This window comes from Desulfonatronum sp. SC1, assembly GCF_003046795.1.
Taxonomy (GTDB): domain Bacteria; phylum Desulfobacterota; class Desulfovibrionia; order Desulfovibrionales; family Desulfonatronaceae; genus Desulfonatronum.
In genome coordinates this window covers 146,773-164,693 of record NZ_PZKN01000002.1, presented here as the reverse complement: position 1 = coordinate 164,693, position 17,921 = coordinate 146,773, and the positions used below count along the sequence as shown (strand labels likewise).

The 17,921-nt window shown below is 61.1% G+C and carries 10 protein-coding genes; 4 read left to right on the top strand and 6 right to left on the bottom strand.

Going from position 1 to position 17,921, the window contains the following annotated elements:
- Positions 1 to 3: 3 nt before the first annotated feature.
- The 5 genes from C6366_RS02070 to carB form a co-directional block, all read right to left on the bottom strand.
- Entirely contained in the window at positions 4 to 2,427 is a 2,424-nt protein-coding gene (locus tag C6366_RS02070; RefSeq protein ID WP_107735687.1) for a penicillin-binding protein 1A, read from the bottom strand.
- Positions 2,427 to 2,897, bottom strand: a complete 471-nt coding sequence (locus tag C6366_RS02065) for a YkgJ family cysteine cluster protein (RefSeq protein WP_107735686.1) — start codon at positions 2,895 to 2,897, stop codon at positions 2,427 to 2,429. The genes C6366_RS02070 and C6366_RS02065 overlap by 1 nt, the downstream gene beginning before the upstream one ends.
- A gap of 136 nt (positions 2,898 to 3,033) precedes the next feature.
- On the bottom strand, positions 3,034 to 4,074 hold the full coding sequence (locus C6366_RS02060; protein WP_107735685.1) for an SIS domain-containing protein: 1,041 nt from the start codon (positions 4,072 to 4,074) through the stop codon (positions 3,034 to 3,036).
- A 16-nt stretch (positions 4,075 to 4,090) separates the two neighbouring features.
- A complete protein-coding gene (gene purF / locus C6366_RS02055) occupies positions 4,091 to 5,488 on the bottom strand; it encodes an amidophosphoribosyltransferase (RefSeq protein WP_107735684.1) in 1,398 nt (465 codons plus the stop codon).
- A 41-nt stretch (positions 5,489 to 5,529) separates the two neighbouring features.
- Positions 5,530 to 8,763, bottom strand: a complete 3,234-nt coding sequence (carB, locus tag C6366_RS02050) for a carbamoyl-phosphate synthase large subunit (protein ID WP_107735683.1) — start codon at positions 8,761 to 8,763, stop codon at positions 5,530 to 5,532.
- Positions 8,764 to 9,248: 485 nt separating this feature from the next.
- On the opposite strand from carB, the gene C6366_RS02045 reads away from it, so the two are divergent.
- The 3 genes from C6366_RS02045 to C6366_RS02035 all read left to right on the top strand — a co-directional run bounded on the left by C6366_RS02045 (position 9,249) and on the right by C6366_RS02035 (position 14,293).
- Complete coding sequence (locus tag C6366_RS02045; protein WP_107735682.1) at positions 9,249 to 9,734, top strand: chemotaxis protein CheW; 486 nt, start codon at positions 9,249 to 9,251, stop codon at positions 9,732 to 9,734.
- A 77-nt stretch (positions 9,735 to 9,811) separates the two neighbouring features.
- Complete coding sequence (locus C6366_RS20185; RefSeq protein ID WP_233248364.1) at positions 9,812 to 12,085, top strand: methyl-accepting chemotaxis protein; 2,274 nt, start codon at positions 9,812 to 9,814, stop codon at positions 12,083 to 12,085.
- Positions 12,086 to 12,232: 147 nt separating this feature from the next.
- Positions 12,233 to 14,293: a PAS domain S-box protein gene (locus C6366_RS02035; protein ID WP_107735681.1), complete on the top strand. Its 2,061-nt coding sequence runs from the start codon at positions 12,233 to 12,235 to the stop codon at positions 14,291 to 14,293.
- A 100-nt stretch (positions 14,294 to 14,393) separates the two neighbouring features.
- Here the strand turns inward: C6366_RS02035 and C6366_RS02030 are convergent, their stop codons facing one another.
- Complete coding sequence (locus C6366_RS02030) at positions 14,394 to 15,389, bottom strand: nucleoside recognition domain-containing protein (RefSeq protein WP_107735680.1); 996 nt, start codon at positions 15,387 to 15,389, stop codon at positions 14,394 to 14,396.
- A 245-nt stretch (positions 15,390 to 15,634) separates the two neighbouring features.
- Between C6366_RS02030 and C6366_RS02025 the strand changes: the two genes are divergently transcribed.
- On the top strand, positions 15,635 to 17,920 hold the full coding sequence (locus C6366_RS02025; RefSeq protein WP_107735679.1) for an ATP-binding protein: 2,286 nt from the start codon (positions 15,635 to 15,637) through the stop codon (positions 17,918 to 17,920).
- Position 17,921 lies beyond the last annotated feature (1 nt).

Here is a 17,921-nt window from a genome sequence, read left to right as displayed (position 1 = left end):
GGGCTAAAAGATTTGCCGCAACAGGTCTTCTTCCGAACTCGGCCGCCCCGTGCCGCCGTTCATTCGCGAACTGGCCACCCGCTGGGGCTGAGTCCCGGAAATAAAAGGCAGCAGGTAGGTTTCGCCTTCCCAGGCCGGTCCGGCCAGCAGACCGCTTTCAGCGTCGACCCGAGCCATGATCAGTCCGGGGGGAGGGGTGAAGTTTTGCGTGGGATACATGCTTTCCACCTCTTGGCGATAGGCCAGCCAAGCGGGCAGCGCGGCCCGTGAACCGGTTTCCAGGCGGCCCAGAGGGGCAAGTTGGTCGAAGCCGACGTAGACCCCGGTCAGGAGATACGGCGTGTAGCCGATGAACCACGCGTCGTGGTGGTTGTTGGTGGTTCCGGTTTTTCCGGCCACCGGGCGTCCCAGGGCGCGGGCCCGGCGTCCGGTGCCGTCGCGAACAGCCTCTTCCAACATATTGGTGATGATGTAGGCGTTCTGGGCGGATATGGATGGATAGACGTGAATTTCATTTTCCAGCAACGGTTCACCCCAAGCAGTATGCACGGAAAGGATGGTCCTGGGTTCCACGATGGAGCCGTCCCGGGCAAAAGCGGAAAAGGCCTGGCACATGTTCAACAAGTTGACCGGAATGGAGCCGAGGCTGACGGAGAGGTCGGGGGTGAAGTCGCCTTGCAGGCCGAGTTCCCGCGCCCGTTGGATGATGTTGGTGATGCCCACGGATTGGGCCACCCGGATGGTGACCAGGTTTCGGGACTTGACCAAGGCGGTACGGAGCAAAGTCGGGCCGTAAAACCGGCCTTCGAAATTTTCCGGTTTCCAGGTGTCGCGGGTCGCGGCGTCCGTGAAGACGATGGGCGCGTCCATCACGATGGATGCGGCGGTGTAGCCATGGTCCAGGGCAGCGGAGTAGACGACGGGCTTGAACGTGGAGCCGGGCTGGCGCACGGCCTGGGTGGCTCGGTTGAAATGGCTGCGCTGAAAGCTGTAACCACCGACCAGGGCCAGAACGTCGCCGGTCACGGGATCGATGGAGGCCAGGGCGCCTTCCACGGTGGGTTCCTGCTCCAGGGCCAGCTCCCATTTTCTGCCCAGTAAGGCTTGGACGAATTCATCGACCTTCTCGGCGTTCTTCGCTTCCAACTCCAGGGTCAATTCGTCCAGGCTTTCGTCATCCATCGGAAGCAGCGAGGCCCAGACAACGTCGCCGACCTCCAGGACGCGTTGAGCGTCCCGGACCGGGGGAACATCCTCCGGGGCCCGAGCCGGGTTCGGGGTCCGCGCCCAGCCCATGGTCGCGACGTCCAGCCATCCGTGGTACGGGCCGAAGCGGACATACGCGCCGTCGGCGCGCACGTCCGTGACCAGGACCCGAATCCAGTTGCCGTTCAGCACGGCGTCCATGTCGACCTGCTGGCCTTGCAGGAAATCGTCCGTCGCCGTGCCGGTCAGCCGCTCAATGGGACCGTGCCAACCTTGGCGTTTGCCCAGGGCGGTCAATTCGGAGCGCATGGCCTGTTCAGCGGCGACCTGGTGGCGCAGGTCCACCGCGGTGCGGACCTTCAACCCGCCGGTATAGACTTTTTCCTCCCCGTACTTGGCAATCAGGTCCCGGCGGACGTCCTCCAGATACCAGGCTCCGCGCCGCCAGGAGGGGTCGCTTCCGCTGTCGAAGACCAATTGTTGTTCCAGGGCCGCCGAGTATTCTTCCGGAGAAATCCATCCCAGGGCTTGCAGACGATCCAATACGTAGACTTGTCTGGACCGAGCCCCGGCGGCGTTGCGCAACGGATTGTTCACGGAAGGCGCCTTGGGCAGACCGGCCAGCAGGGCCACCTCGGCCAAATCCAGTTCATGGGCGTGTTTGTTGAAGTAGGTCCTGGCCGCGGCTTCGATGCCGTAGGCCCCGGCCCCGAAAAATATCTGGTTCAGATAGATGGTCAGGATTTCGTCCTTGGTCAGGTAGCGCTCCAGCCGGTAGGCCAGAATGGCTTCCTTGAGCTTGCGCTCATAGCTGCGTTCCGGGGTGAGCAGCAGGGACTTGATCACCTGCTGGGTGATGGTGCTGCCGCCCTGGACGATGCCCCGGGCCTGGATGTTGCGGATCAGGGAGCGCAGGATCCCGGAGATGTCGATGCCCTCATGGTGATAGAAGTTGCTGTCCTCGGCGGCAAGGAAGCTTTGGATCACGTGAGGAGGCAGGTCCGTGGACTCCACCAGAAAACGGCGCTCGTTGTAGAAGTAGCCCAGAACCTCGTCGTCGCGGCTCAGGACCGTGGTCACCAATGACGGGTTGTAATCCGTGATTTTTTTGAAGCTGGGCAGATCGCGCGCGGCCCAGACATACAGTCCAACGAGGCCTCCGGCCCCGGCCAAAGCCAGAAGAACCAACAGTATAAGGCCAATGATCAGCAGTTTGCGCATTATTTCCGTCTCGGCTCATCCGCGAAAAGCCCCCAGGCGGTCAGCAAGGAATCGTGCAGGGCGCGCAGGGCGGATGGATCGGTCTTGAACAGGGCGAACAGCCCCGAGGTTGACGAACAGGTGTTCACGGCCAAGCATTCCGACGAGGTCAACGTGAACAGCTTGGAATGAATAAACCAGAATGGATAGAGTCGGCAATAATAGGGGCGATCCTCCACGGGCAGAACACAGCCGTAGTGGTCGAGAAAAATACAGCTTCCGTCCGCGGTTACCGACAAACGAGAGTGAGTGTTTCGGGAGGGAAAGAGCTTCTGGATTTGTTCGCGGCGACCAGGAAACAGTTTGTGTACGGCCCGCAAGAAGCCTTCGGAATTGGGCTCATCCACGCAGACCGGAACATCCGGCCCAGAGGCGTGGAGCGTAAGGCGCGAGCGTTCCTCCGCGCTGATGGGGATGCAGGAGGCTTCCATGCCGGGAACAATCCGGCAACAAGTCGGAAATTTTTCGGCGCATCGAGCACAGATGTCGACTGGTTCGGCCTGGGTAATCATTGAATCTTTTTGAGCATATGCAAGTATGGTCTCGCCCGAAGAACTATCGGGCGAACTATCGGGCGAACTTGACGCCCCCCTTGCCCAGCAGGTCGTGCAGATGGACCATGCCCTGGAGGAGGCCAGCGGCGTCCACCACGGGCAGGACTGTAATGGCCGCGGACTCCATGACGTCCAGGGCCAGGGCCGCGGTTTGGTCCGGATGGACGCTTCGCGGGGACATGGTCATCACCGCGTCCACCGCGTCGGCCGGGTCCAGCCGTTCCTGACAGAGCATGCGCCGGACGTCGCCGTCCGTGAGAATGCCCGTGAGACGGCCGCTGTGGTCTTCCAGCACGGCCACCGTGCCCAGGCCGCCGGTATTCAGCACGGTCAAGGCCTGGGCCAGGGAAGCCCCGGCTCGGACCACTGGAATGTTTTCCCGATGCATGACGTCCCGAATCAGCAGCCGCAATCGTTGCCCCAGGGTGCCGCCCGGGTGGCAGCGCCGGAAGGCGCAAGCATCGAAACGCTTCCAGTGAATCAGGCAAACGGCCAGGGCGTCGCCCACGGCCAGGGCCGCGGTAGTGCTGGCCGTGGGGGCCAGCCCCAAGGGGCAGGCTTCTTTGGGCACGGCGACTTTAATCACGATGTCGCTCAGACCGGCCAGTGAGGAGCGCTCGTCGCGGGTCAGGGCCACGACGCGCACCCCCAGGGAGCGCAGGGCGGGCAGGATGGCGTTCAGTTCGTCGGTTTCTCCGCTGTTGGAAATGGCCAAGGCCACATCCTCGGGACGGATCATGCCAAGGTCGCCGTGAGCCCCTTCCACGGGGTGCAGAAAAAAGGCCGGAGTGCCGGTGCTGCTCAGGGTGGCCGCGATCTTGCGGCCCACCAAGCCGGACTTGCCCAGGCCGATGACCACGACCCGCCCGGAGCATTCGGCCAGGGCCTCCAGGGCGTCCAGAAAGCCTCGGCCCAGGTCGTCACGCACGGCAATCAGTCCGGCAATCTCCACATCCAGGACTTCGCGGGCCAGGGCCGGCCAGTCGCGGGTCAATGGTTGAGATGGGTCTTGAGATGAGATCTGAGAAGGAGCCTGGGGCGGAATCTGGGTCATCGTCGCCCTCCGGAGGTTATCCGCAACACTTGTCCTCCAGACACATCTTGGAGCAGGCGGGGTCCACGTCAACCGGGTAGCGGCCGTCGAAGCAGGCCAGGCAGTAGCCCATGTCCTTGCCAACGGAGTTCAGCAGCCCGTCGATGCTCAGGTAGTGCAGGCTGTCCAGGCCGATGTAGCGGGCGATGTCCGGAACCGGATGGTTAGAGGCGATCAGTTCTCCCTTGGAGGAGAAGTCGATGCCGAAATAGCAGGGGTGCCGGATGGGCGGGCAGCTGACCCGCATGTGGATCTCCCGGGCCCCCATCTCACGCAGCTTCTTGACCCTGGTGCGGATGGTCGTGCCCCGGACGATGGAGTCCTCGATGATCACCAGGCGTTTGTTCTTGATCAGCGAGCGGACCGGATTGAGTTTGACGCGCACGCCGAAGTCCCGCATGTCCTGGGAGGGTTGGATGAAGGTCCGCCCAATGTAGTGGTTGCGGATCATGCCTAGTTCGAAGGGCATGCCCGAAGCCTGGGCGTAGCCCACGGCGGCGTACATCCCGGAGTCCGGGAAGGGCATGATGAAATCCGCGTCCACTGGAGCTTCCTGGGCCAGAAGTTCCCCCATCCGCTTGCGGGCCGCGTAGACCTCCCGGCCGAAGACCAGGGAGTCCGGCCGCGCGAAATAGACCAACTCGAAGATGCAGGACTTGGAAGGCGCGGCCTCGGCGAAGCGCCGCGAGCTGAGGCCGTGATCCTCGATGACCACCATCTCCCCGGGCTCGATGCATCGCAGGTATTCCGCCTCCAGCAGGTCGAAGGCGCAGGTTTCCGAGGCTACCACGTAGGCGTCGCCCATCCGGCCCAGGGCCAGGGGGCGAAAGCCCAGGGGGTCGCGCAGGGCGATGAGCTTGTTGTTGGCCAGAATGACCAGTGAGTAGGCCCCTTGGATCCGGGAGCAGGCCAGGGCGACGGCTTCTTCCAGGCTTTTGCCGTTCAGGTTCCGGGCGATCAGGTGAACAATGACCTCGCTGTCCATGGTGGTCTGAAAGATGGACCCTTGCTCTTCCAGTTCCTGACGCAAGGCCTGGGCGTTGACTAGGTTCCCGTTGTGCCCGATGGCCAGACGGTATTCCCCGAAGCGGACCATGAAGGGCTGGGCGTTGCGCAGCAGGGAGGCTCCGGTGGTGGAGTAACGGGTGTGGCCAACCGCGGTGGAGCCCTTGAGTTCCTTGCCCAGATGGCGCTCGTTGAACACGTCGGCCACTAGGCCCATGCCCCGCTGCTCCCGGAGCTTGATCCCGTCCCAGGTTACGATGCCCGCGCTTTCCTGGCCGCGATGCTGCAAGGCGTACAGTCCGAAATAGGCCATCCTGGCCGCTTCCGGATGCCCGGAAATGCCGACGAGTCCGCAGTATTCTCGTTTCATTCGTTTATCCCGATTGTGTTCTCAAAGTGCGACGGTTCGGTTCAGCCTCGATGATACTCTTGCAAGCTCTTTACTTCCATACCCCGGCCTTTGAGTTCCTGGAGGGCCTGGGCCATGGCTTTGGCGCCGGCCAGGGTGGTGGTGTAGGGGATGCCGTAGAGCAGGGTGGTTTGCCGGATGGAGGAGGAGTCGTGCACGGTTTTCTTCCCGGAGGAGGTGTTGATCACAAGGTCGATGGCCTTGTTTTTGATATGGTCCACCACGTGGGGACGGCCCTCGTGGACCTTGAAGACTTGCTCCGCGGTCAGGCCATGTTCCTGAAGCAGGCCGGCGGTGCCCTTGGTGGCCAGAATGCGGAAGCCCAGTTCCTGGAATATTTTGGCCACGGGCAGGACGTCCTGCTTGTCCGCGTCGTTCACGGAGATGAACACCGTGCCGGATTCGGGCAAGCGTTGGCCCGCAGCGAGCTGGCTCTTCATGAAGGCCAAGCCGAAGCTCTCGTCAATGCCCATGACCTCCCCGGTGGAGCGCATTTCCGGTCCCAGGAGCACGTCCACACCGGGAAAGCGCCGGAACGGAAAGACGGATTCCTTGACCGAGATGTATTTCAGTGGAACCTGGTCCGGGATGCCCAGGTCCTTCAGCTTCTGGCCGAGCATGATTCGGGTGGCCAGCTTGGCCAGGGGCAGGCCGGTGGCCTTGCTCACGAAGGGCGCGGTGCGCGAGGCCCGGGGGTTGACCTCTAGAATATAGATCGTCCCGTCCTGGACCGCGAACTGGATGTTCATCAGCCCGATCACGCCCAACTCCCGGGCCAGGGCTTCGGTCTGGCGGCGGATTTCGGCGATGATCTCCTCGGGCAGGGTGTGCGGGGGCAGGACGCAGGCCGAGTCGCCGGAATGGATTCCGGCTTCCTCGATGTGCTCCATGATCCCGGCCACCAGCGTATCCTGGCCGTCGCTCAGGGCGTCCACGTCCACTTCGATGGCGTGTTGCAGGAATTTATCGATGAGAATCGGGTGCCCAGGGCAGACCTGGGCCGCCTCGGTGAAGTAGGAGCGCAACTGGGCCTCGTCAAAGACGATTTCCATGGCCCGTCCGCCGAGCACGTAGGAGGGCCGGACCACCACCGGATAGTCGATGCGTCCGGCGATGACGATGGCCTCGTCCGGGGTCATGGCCGTGCCGTTGGCCGGTTGGCGGAGATTCAGCTTCTGGAGCAGGGCCTGGAAGCGTTCCCGGTCCTCGGCCCGGTCGATGCTGTCCGGGCTGGTGCCCAGAATCGGCACCCCGGCGCGCATCAGGGGCACGGCCAGGTTCAACGGTGTCTGCCCCCCGAACTGGACGATCACCCCCTCGGGCTTCTCGGTCTCCACGATGTTCAGGACGTCCTCGAAGGTCAGGGGCTCGAAATAGAGGCGGTCCGAAGTGTCGTAGTCCGTGCTCACGGTTTCGGGGTTGGAGTTGACCATGATCGATTCCAAGCCCATCTCCCGCAGGGCGTACGAAGCATGGACGCAGCAGTAGTCGAACTCGATGCCCTGGCCGATGCGGTTCGGGCCGCCGCCGAGGATGACCACCTTGCGCCGGTCGCTGGTACGAGTTTCGCTTTCCTGCTCGTAGGTGGAATAATAATAGGGAGTGTAGGCCTCGAATTCCGCGGCGCAGGTGTCCACCAGCTTGTAGGCGGGCAGGACGCCCAGATCCTGGCGCAGCTTGCGGATGTCCGACTCGGCCCATTTCCAGGCCGCGGCCAGTTGGGCGTCGGAAAAGCCCATCTCCTTGGCCCGGCGCAGGATGTCCGCCATGTTCGGGTTGGCCGAGGAGAGGTTCTCGGCCAGAGCGAATCGCTTCAGTTCGCTCTCAAAGACGACGATCTCCGCGATCTGGCGGATGAACCACGGATCAATGCCCGTGGCCTCCACGATTTCGGTTTCGCTGAGTCCGGCCACCAGGGCCTGGCGCAGGACGAACAGACGCTTGGAGTGGGGCAGACGCAGTCCGCTGAGAATGGTTTCGTGGTCCGGGACGGACTGAGAAAGATCCGAGCTGAGCCCAGTGACTCCGACTTCCAGTGAACGCATGCCTTTTTGCAGGGCTTCCTTGAAGGTCCGGCCAATGGCCATGGTCTCGCCCACGCTCTTCATGGACGTGGTCAGGTAGTCCTGGGAGCCGGGAAATTTCTCGAAGGTGAACCGGGGGATCTTGATCACGCAGTAGTCAATGGCCGGCTCGAAGGAGGCCATGGTTTCCCGGGTGATGTCGTTGCGCAGTTCGTCCAGGGTATATCCCACGGCCAGCTTGGCCGCGATCTTGGCAATGGGGAAGCCGGTGGCCTTGGAGGCCAGGGCCGAGGAGCGGGAGACCCGGGGGTTCATCTCGATGACCACGAGGTCGCCATTTTTCGGATTGACCGCGAACTGGACGTTGGAGCCGCCGGTCTCCACGCCGATCTCGCGCATGATGGCCAGGGATGCGTTGCGCATCCTCTGGTATTCGGCGTCGGTCAGGGTCTGGGCAGGGGCCACGGTGATGGAGTCTCCGGTATGCACACCCATGGGGTCCAGATTCTCGATGGAGCAGATGATCACGCAGTTGTCGTTCTTGTCCCGCATCACCTCCAACTCGAACTCTTTCCAGCCCAGCACGGACTCTTCGAGCATCACTTCGGTTTTTATACTGGCGGTCAGGCCCTGTTCGGCCAAGGATTCCAGATCCTCCTGGTTGTAGGCCACGCCGCCGCCGGTGCCGCCCAGGGTAAAGGCCGGGCGGACGATGATCGGAAAACTGATCTCCCGTGCCGCTTGGCGGACTTGGTCCATATTCCGGGCGATCAGGCTCTTGGGAACCTGCAAGCCGATGTTGAGCATGGCCTGGCGAAATTCCTCCCGGCTTTCGGCCTTGCGAATGGCCTCCTGGGTGGCGCCGATGAGTTCCACGCCGTACTGGTCCAGGACCCCGGATTCGGCCAGGGCCAGCCCCGTGTTCAAGCCGGTCTGGCCGCCCAGGGTGGGCAGCAAGGCGTCCGGACGTTCCCGGGCGATGATCTTGGCCACCACCTCCGGAACAATAGGCTCAATATAGGTTTTATCGGCCAGTTCGGGATCGGTCATGATCGTGGCCGGATTGGAATTGACCAGGATGACTTCGTAGCCTTCTTCCTTCAGGGCCTTGAGGGCCTGGGTGCCGGAATAGTCGAATTCACAGGCCTGACCGATGACGATGGGGCCGGAGCCGATGAGTAGAATGCGGCGAAGATCGGTTCGTTTGGGCATGTCGGGATGTCTCGAAAACGGGTTCTGGGGTGATGGTGAAATGAATGGACCTGGAACGGGAACGCGTCGCGCCGCGACCATGGCCGTTCGTGATGGGCCGTTCGCCGGGCCGCTCGGTTAGGGGAGCCGCGGGGTCAAGGGTGGCAAGTCACGAATACGGTTGCGGGATACAGCTACGGCGCGTGGATCAACCGCTTGGTCGTTTACAAGAGAGCGCTTGTAAACGCAAACTCAACGACATTTAAAACTTGGCAGAATGAGACACTGAATGTCGTTCACTTTTGTATTTATTTTGGTTAAATGATTTGTTATAAAAATCACAATGATCTGCCGAATCGACGAACGCGGACAGGCTTATCCGCGACGCCGCGGCAATGAGGCGGCGTTCGCGAGGCACGACGGTGTGGAGCCCGGACGGTCGGGCCATGGACAATTATTCATGTCGGCGACGACGTCCCGCCGCGACAAACACGCGCGGAGGCAGGATGGGACAAGAGAACTTGGTTCAAAAAGGTCCGGAAGCCGAGCTGCTGCAACTGGTCACCTTCCACATCGGGGAAGAAGAATTCGGCGTGGAGATCCTCAAGGTCCAGGAAATCATCCGGATGTTGGGCATCACCAGGGTGCCCAAAGCTCCGGATTTCGTGGAAGGAGTGATCAACCTGCGGGGCAAGGTCATCCCTATCATCGATCTGCGCAAACGCTTCGGCATGACCGCCCAGGAACACGACAAGCACACCCGGATTATCGTCATCGAGATCAACAAGGTCATCGTCGGCTTCGTGGTGGATTCGGTTTCCGAAGTACTGCGCATCCCGGCGAACACGGTGGAACCGCCCCCGGCCATCATCTCGGGGATCGAGTCCGAATACATCAACGGCGTGGGCAAGCTGGCCGACAGACTACTGATCCTGTTGGACCTGGATCGCCTGTTGAGCCGGGGCGAACAAAACATGCTGGCCGGAATTTAAGCTGTTCTAGGCCTGAAGCGCGTTGGTTCGAATATCCGTTCACTTAACGAACGAAGGAGACTAAGCCAGTGAAGAACATGACCATTCGAATGAAGCTGATCATCGCTGGGGTGGCCGCGACCATCATTCCGCTGTTGCTTATCGCGGGTATCGCCATGTGGAAGGCCGAGCAGGCCGAGGAGATCGCGGCGGACGCGGTGGATCAGCTCGCAAGGAATCAGAATGAGGGCGTCGTGTCCGGGGTCGTGGCCATGGTCACCAGCATGCAGGAAGTGCTGGAGCAGAAGACCATCAGCGACCTAAACGTGGCCCGCGACATTCTGCGCCGGACCGGCCGAGTGCATTTCGCGGAGGAAACCGTGCAATGGCAAGCAATTAATCAATTTTCCCGGGAACAGATCAATATCCGCCTGCCGAGGATGATGGTCGGCGACACCTGGTTGGGCCAGAACGCCAACGTGGAACGTTACTCGCCGATTGTCGACGACACCCGTGAACTGGTCGGCGGAACCGCCACCATTTTCCAACGCATGAACGAGGCCGGAGACATGCTCCGGGTGAGCACCAACGTAGAGACCCTGGACGGAAACAGGGCCATCGGCACCTACATTCCGGCGCGCAATCCGGACGGGACCCCTAACCGGGTCCTGGAGCGCGTGTTGGCCGGGCAACGCTTTATCGGCCGGGCCTTCGTGGTAAACGCGTGGTACGTCACGGCTTACGAGCCGATCATGGACGCCGGAGGTCGGGTCGTGGGCGTGCTGTACGTCGGGGTGCCGGAGGAGAGCGCCGAGAGTCTGCGCCGACAGATCATGGAGATCATTGTGGGCGAGACCGGCTACGTGTTCGTGCTCGACTCCAACGGTCAGTATATCATCTCCCAGCACGGTGGACAGGACGGCGAAAGCGTGTGGGAGGCCAGGGACGCTGACGGGAGGTTCTTCATTCAGGAAATGATCGCCAAGGCCAAAGCCTTGAAACCCGGAGAATTCGCCGAAGATCGCTATCCCTGGAAAAATCCGGGGGAACTCAAAGCCCGGATGAAAACCGTCAGCATCGCTTACTTCACGCCTTGGGATTGGACCATCGGCGCGGGAACTTTCGACGAAGAAATTTTTCAGGATGTTGAACTGATCAGGACCACGAACAGCCAGGGCAGAATGGTCATCTGGAGCGTACTCGCGGCGACCTTAATTGCCGTGGTGGCCTTGTGGCTGCTGTTGGCCTCTCGGATCACCGGACCCATCAACCGTCTAATGAAATACGCTCAGGCCGTGGCCGGCGGAGACCTGCACGCTCAGTCCGACATCGACCAACGCGACGAGGTCGGGAAGCTGAACCGGAGCATTCAGTCCATGGTCGGCGCCTTGATCGAGAAAATGGAAGAGGCCGACGTCAAAACCAAGGAGGCGGAGCAGAAAGCCGCGGAATGCAACCTGGCTACCCAGGAAGCCGAGGAGGCCAAACGCCAAGCCGAACAGGCCAAGCGCGACGGCATGCTCCAGGCCGCCGGGCGCATTGAAGGCGTGGTGGAGCAGGTCGGTTCGGCCTCCGAACAGTTGGCGGCCCAAGTGGAGCAGGCCAGCCGGGGCGCGGAGGAGCAGCGGACCCGCACCGGTGAGACGGCCACGGCCATGGAGGAGATGAACGCCACGGTTCTGGAGGTGGCCAAGAATGCCTCCCAGGCCGCCGAGGCCTCGGATCAGGCCAGGACCAAGGCCGAGGATGGCGCGAAAGTGGTCAGCGACTCGGTCGTCGCCATCAACAAGGTTCAGAGCCAGGCCAAAGAGATGAAGAACAACCTCAGCCAGTTGGGCCAACAGGCCGAGCAAATCGGACGGATCATGAACGTGATCGAGGACATCGCGGACCAGACCAACCTCCTGGCCCTGAACGCGGCCATCGAGGCGGCCCGGGCCGGAGACGCGGGTCGCGGTTTCGCTGTGGTGGCCGACGAGGTTCGCAAGCTGGCGGAAAAGACCATGAATGCCACCAAGGAAGTGGGCGAAGCCATCTCCGCCATTCAGCAGGGCACCCGGAACAACATTCAGGGCATGGATCAGTCTGTGGCCGCCATTGAGGACGCCACGCAACTGGCCAACAAGTCGGGCGAAGCCTTGAAAGAAATCCTGGGTTTGGCCGAGCAGGCCGCGGATCAGGTCCGGTCCATCGCCACGGCGGCTGAAGAACAGTCCGCCACCAGTGAGGAAATCAACCGCGGGGTGGAGGACATCAACCGGATCGCTTCGGAAACCAGCGAGGTCATGAACCAGTCGGCCGAAGCCGTGTCCGAACTGGCCAGGCAGGGAAACGAACTGCGGGAGTTGGTCCGGCAACTGAAACAAGCCTGATACGCGTCAACCGTTCCTTCGCGGTCGTTGACGACCGCGAAGGAACGGTTCATCGCGTCTCGCTTGAGAATCATCCGGCTGGAAGGTGTCGCCTGATCGGCGACATCCAGCCGGATGATTCTTTTGTGAACTCCAAAAAACAAGAACATGCCTGAACCCACCATCACAGCGCGCCGATTCGGCGCGCGCCTGCGCTATTTGCGAACCTTGCGGAACATGACTCAAGCCGAACTGGCCGCCAAGGTGGGATTGAGTCCGCGTCAGATCAGCCGCATCGAACAGGGGTCGTCCTCACCGTCCTTCGCTGTGCAGGAAAAGTTCTCTCAGGTGTTGGACGTCAGCATGGTCAATCTGTTCCTGTTTCCGGACCAGGAACCTCCCGACCATTCCCCGGCCTCGAAAACAGTCTCATCTTCTGAGGAGGATCGTTCCTGGCGCAAGGATATCCGCGCTCTCAAGAGGATCGGCGTATGGACCCTGGGCGACGAGGCAAGGAGGATGCGCTGGAGCGCTTCGGTTTTCGACTTGTTGGGGTATCCGCCTTTTTCCGTCAAACCAACCCTGAAGCGTTTTCTGAAACATGTGTCTCCGGAAAAGCATGACGAGGTGCGACGACTCGTCGAGTACGCCAAATCAGGGTTCGGGCAAGGACGTGAAGGTGCCATCCTGATTCGGGTGGAAGCCAGGTCCCTGGGGACGCGAACCGTTTCCATCCATGTGGAACAAGGACAGGTCGAATCAGGGATGGATATGGCGGCTCTGTTGGTCCTCCAGGACGTCACGGACATGACGGCCTTGGCCGGAACCCTGATGCACAATCAGGAGGAATTGGAGAATCATGTCCGAAAACGAAGCAAGGATTTGGCCCTGGCTCTGGAAAAATATCAGCAAAAGGCCGAAGAAAAGGCGAAGGCCGAGCATCTTCAGCGCATCTGGGGGCTGATGGTGCGAAACTCCCAGGACGCCCAGGCCTTTGTCGACCGTTCCGGGACCATCGTCGTGGTCAATGAGGCGTATGAACAGCTTGTCGGCGTGCCGGCGGGCAAGCTCCACAGCGCCTGCTACGCCGATTTTCTCAGCCGATTCTGGGGAGAGGAGTTTTTCGAAAAGGAAATCCGACCCCACCTTGATCGGGCGTTGCTGCGAGGCGTCAAGGCCCAGCTCGAAGGCTGGGTGGATTATGGTCGCGGGCCGCGGTTCGTGAAGCGGACCTACATGCCGTGCCGGCACGACCGGAATATCGTGGGCGTGGTCGTGACGATCCACGACCTTACGGACATCATGACGGTCCAGGAGCAACTGCGCCATACCGAGGCGGCCCTGCGGGCCAAAATTGAAGAGTTGGACTGTTTTTTCTCGATTTCCCAGGATCTATTGGTAATCAAACAAAAAAACGGCTACATTCTGCGGCTCAGTCCGGCCTGGGAGCACCTCCTCGGCTACCCTCGGAGCGAACTGGAAGGTTATAAGTACCTTCGGTTCATTCACCCGGCAGACCAGACTGACAGCGTTGCCACCTTCGAAAAGCTGTCCACCGCCAAATACGTGCGGTCCCTCATCAACAGATATCGCGCCAGGGACGGCGGCTATCGAACCATCGAATGGAATCTACAGGCCATGGGCGAGTTCGTTTACGCCGTGGGCAGGGACATCACCGTCCGCAAGCAGGACGAGGACGCGTTGCAGCAGCGGGATCTGCTTCTGGAACTGGCGGCGACGACCGCGCTGAAGCTTCTACGTTCGTCGAGTCCGGACCAGAGCTTTCCGAGCATTTTAACCCAACTGGGTCTGCGCACGAATACGGACCGCGTCTACATCTTCAAAAATCACCAGAACGAATCGACCGGAAAGCTGTTTTCCAGCCAGATTCTGGAATGGTCCAGGACCGACGTGACCCCGCAGATCGACAATCCGATGCTGCAAAACGTCCCGCTTTGCGATCTTACCCCTCGCTGGGTGCGGGAAATGAACGCGGGGAACTCGATCATGGGATTCGTGCAGGATTTTCCGGAACAAGAAAGGCTCATTCTGGAGGCCCAGGAAATCCAAAGCCTGCTGGTGGTCCCGATTCAGGTGGATGGACGCTTCTGGGGCTTTCTCGGGTTCGACTCCGTGCGCACCCCCAGAATCTGGTCGGCGGCCGAGGAAAGCGTGCTACGCATCGTGGCCGCGGCCATCGGCGCGGCCATACCGGCGAATAGTCGCTAGTTTTCGTTGCAAGTGTTCAGTACGGTTTGCCTCGACCTCAGGAAAAAGCCACGGGTGGAGAGTCGTCGCGTGCAGGGCTGCACAGGAACGCAAGCCATCTTCAGGGCGTTGGGGAGCGGATCAGCAGCCTGTTGATAACCGATTCCGGGAGGCGGGCCACGGCCCAGGCCAGGATCCAGAGGAAGGCCAGGGAGAAGGCCATTCTGGCCCAGAGCACGCCGCTGACGTCCGCGCCCAGCAGGAGCATCAGCAGGGTGTCTTCGATCAGGCTGTGGCACAGGCCCATGAAGGTCAGGGCCAGGAAGACGTCCTTTGCGGGAATACGTCCGGAGCGGGCTTCGTGGATGATTAACCCGCCGCCGTAGGACAGGCCCAGAGTCATGCCGACGATGGTAATGGTCCCCGCTTCCCGGCCGATGCCCATGGATTTAAGCACCGGGGAGAGCAGGCGGATCATCAGGTCCGTGACGCCCAGGCGCTTGAGCACGTCCAGAAGCATGAGCATGATCAATACGATCACCGCGATCCCCGCCAGATTGCGGATTTCCCGCAGCATCCAGGCCGCCAAGCCCGTTGGCGGAGCGTCCGGAATCCAGGACGGCTGGACCGGCGCCGTACCCCAATTCAGCCATCCATAGCCCAGATGCAGCAGCCAGCCGCAGAGCATGGCCGCACCGATCCGCACGACAAATTGCGCGCGCACCCGGGCTCCGGAACGCCGGGCAATGCTCAGTTCCACGGGCAGACCGTGGGCGATGAGCATCATTGTCGCCAGGACCGTGACCTGGGCCGAGGTCAGGGGCGCTTCCGGCAGCAGGGTAATCAGGACCACCGCCGCGGCGTAGAGGTTGGTCAGCATGGCCGTGGCCCAGACCAGCCCCATGGGGCCGGGCAGTCCGAACAGTTCCATCATCGGCCCCATCACCTGGCCGACCACGGCTACCAGGCCCAGTTCCTGCAAGAGCTTCATCACGATCATCACCGGAATCATAATCTTGAACAGCACGGCGCAGACCTGCCGAGCGGCGAGGATGTTGCGGCGCAGGAAGTCTTGCGCGGCGTGCAAAGCGTTCGACAAGGGGTTAGAAGAGGGCATTTGGGGAACTGATCTTATTAGTGTGGAAATGGATGAGGCCTATGGAGGTCCGGCTCCGCTGTCAACCCGTTCGTCGTCGGACCTGCATGCACGGTTTATTCAGGCCGTGATTGACTTTGTCCGGACCTGTGCTCAGGATGCAACTTTTTGGTACATATCAATCATAATTGGCCGCTCACATCTTTAATCGTGCACGGCAAAGCGGTGTTCCTGCTCGAATCGAACTCCTCACGCGGTCGTAATTCATGAAACGACACTTCTTGACGGAATGGTTGCTGTTGGGGGCCCTGCTGGCGGTTCTCGGCGGGTTCTTCACTCTCCAGGTACTTTGCAAAGAGCATCTTTTGGCTCTGGGTGGCTTGTTCGCCCTGCTGACAGTGGTCTCCGTGTTTGTGCTCACGGTGAACCAGCGGCGACGGGCGCAAGTCGCGGCGAGCATGGCCGCGGCGGATGAGGCCCTGCGGAAAAAGAACGTTGAACTGGAGCGGTTTTTTAGCGTATCCCTGGATCTGCTTTGTATTGCCGACGTCCACGGGCGCTTTATCCGGCTTAACCCGGAATGGGAAAATGTGCTCGGATATCCGCTTTCGGAGCTTGAGGGCCGACCGTACCTGGACTTCGTCCATCCCGAGGACATGGACCAGACTCTGACCGTCGGCACAAACCTGGCCGCTCAGCAGGACGTGCTGTATTTCGCAAATCGCTTACGCGCGCGGGATGGCTCGTACCGGTGGATCGAATGGCGCTCCAAGCCCCAGGGGGGAAGCATTTACGCCGCGGCCAGGGACGTCACGGAGCGCAAGTTGGTTGAAGCTGCTTTGGTCCAGGCCAAGGAGACGGCGGAGGCTGCATCCAGAACCAAAAGCGATTTTCTGGCCAACATGAGTCATGAAATCCGCACCCCTCTAAACGCGGTGATCGGCCTGACCCAGCTTTGCCTGGAAACCCAACTGGAACCTCGGCAGCGCGACTATCTGCAAAAAGTGCTGCGCTCATCCAGGATGTTGTTAAGTATTCTCAACGATATCCTGGATTTTTCCAAGATCGAGGCCGGACGGATGGTTTTGGAGCAGCGGCTTTTCGCCCTGAACGAGGCCCTGGATCAATTGGCCGCGCTGATGGAGGCGCCGGTCAAGGAAAAGGGGCTGACGCTCTCTTTTTACGTGGAACCGGATGTTCCCCGGAGTCTCGTGGGCGACTCACTGCGCCTGGAACAGGCCCTGACCAATTTGCTGAACAACGCCGTGAAGTTCACGGAACACGGCGGGGTGGAACTGCTCGTCGGCCTGGAGCGCCGGGACGCCGAGCAGGTTCGGCTCCGGTTCTCCGTGAAGGATACGGGCATCGGCATCAAGCCCGAGGAGCGCGAGCGGCTCTGCAACGTTTTCTCCCAGGCCGACACGTCCATCAACCGTAAGTTCGGCGGCACGGGACTGGGACTGGCCATCAGCAAACACCTGGCCGAGATGATGAACGGCAACCTGGTCTTTGATAGCGTTCCAGGCCGGGGCAGCACCTTTGTACTCACCGCGAGCTTTCTACCCGCCACGGAATCGGAATCCGACCTATCTTCCACTCCCTGCACCGCCGCGAGCCCTCCGGATATCCGGACCTTGGTCAACTCCATTCGGGGGGCGCGGGTTTTGTTGGTCGAGGATGACGCCATCAACGAGGAAGTCGCCCGGGAACACCTCCAGCAGGCTGGACTGCGTGTCGTTGTCGCTCGAAATGGGTTGGAGGCTGTTCAGGCGATGCAAGGGACTTTCGGGGACGAGATTGTGGAGAACGCCGACCGGCCCAACCGATTCGACGCCGTGCTCATGGACGTCCAAATGCCGGTAATGAACGGCCTGGAGGCGACCCGGCGGATCCGCGCAGCGGAGGTTCACGGTTCACGGTTCAACGGTTCAACGGTTGGAGAAACGGCGAATATCGGTATTGGTGTAGGGGCGCACCGCGATGCGCCCGACGGAGTTGCGCCAATTGCAACCCATTCCGACGACACCACGGAAACAACCGTGAACCGTGAACCGCTGAATCCTGACCCCTACGATCGTGAACCCCATATTCCGATCATCGCCATGACAGCCGGGGCCATGGCTCAAGACCGGGAGGACTGTCTGGCCGCGGGCATGGACGACTATCTGGCCAAACCCATTGAGTCCCATGAATTGTTCACCGTTCTGGCCAAATGGATCGCCGGACGCTCCGATTCGGCGACGAAGCCGGTACCAGGGGCTTCCACCGCCGATGTCTGCTCGCCGGATATCCCTGTTTATTCAGATGGTTCCGGAGAACTGGACCCCGAGGTTTCCCTGGAAATCCTGGACAAGATAATCCGTTTGGTGGAAAGCGGAGACTTGGTGGAGGAAGCCGTCCTGGAACGATTGGAACGGGCCTTGGCCGGAGGAGAGCGGGGCTTGATGGAGGAAGCACGGCGATGTCTGGAACGCTTTGATTACGATTCCGCCTTCGCCGTCCTCCAGGCGATGCGAACCGCCGTGTCGTCGCGACCGGAACAAGGAGTATGAC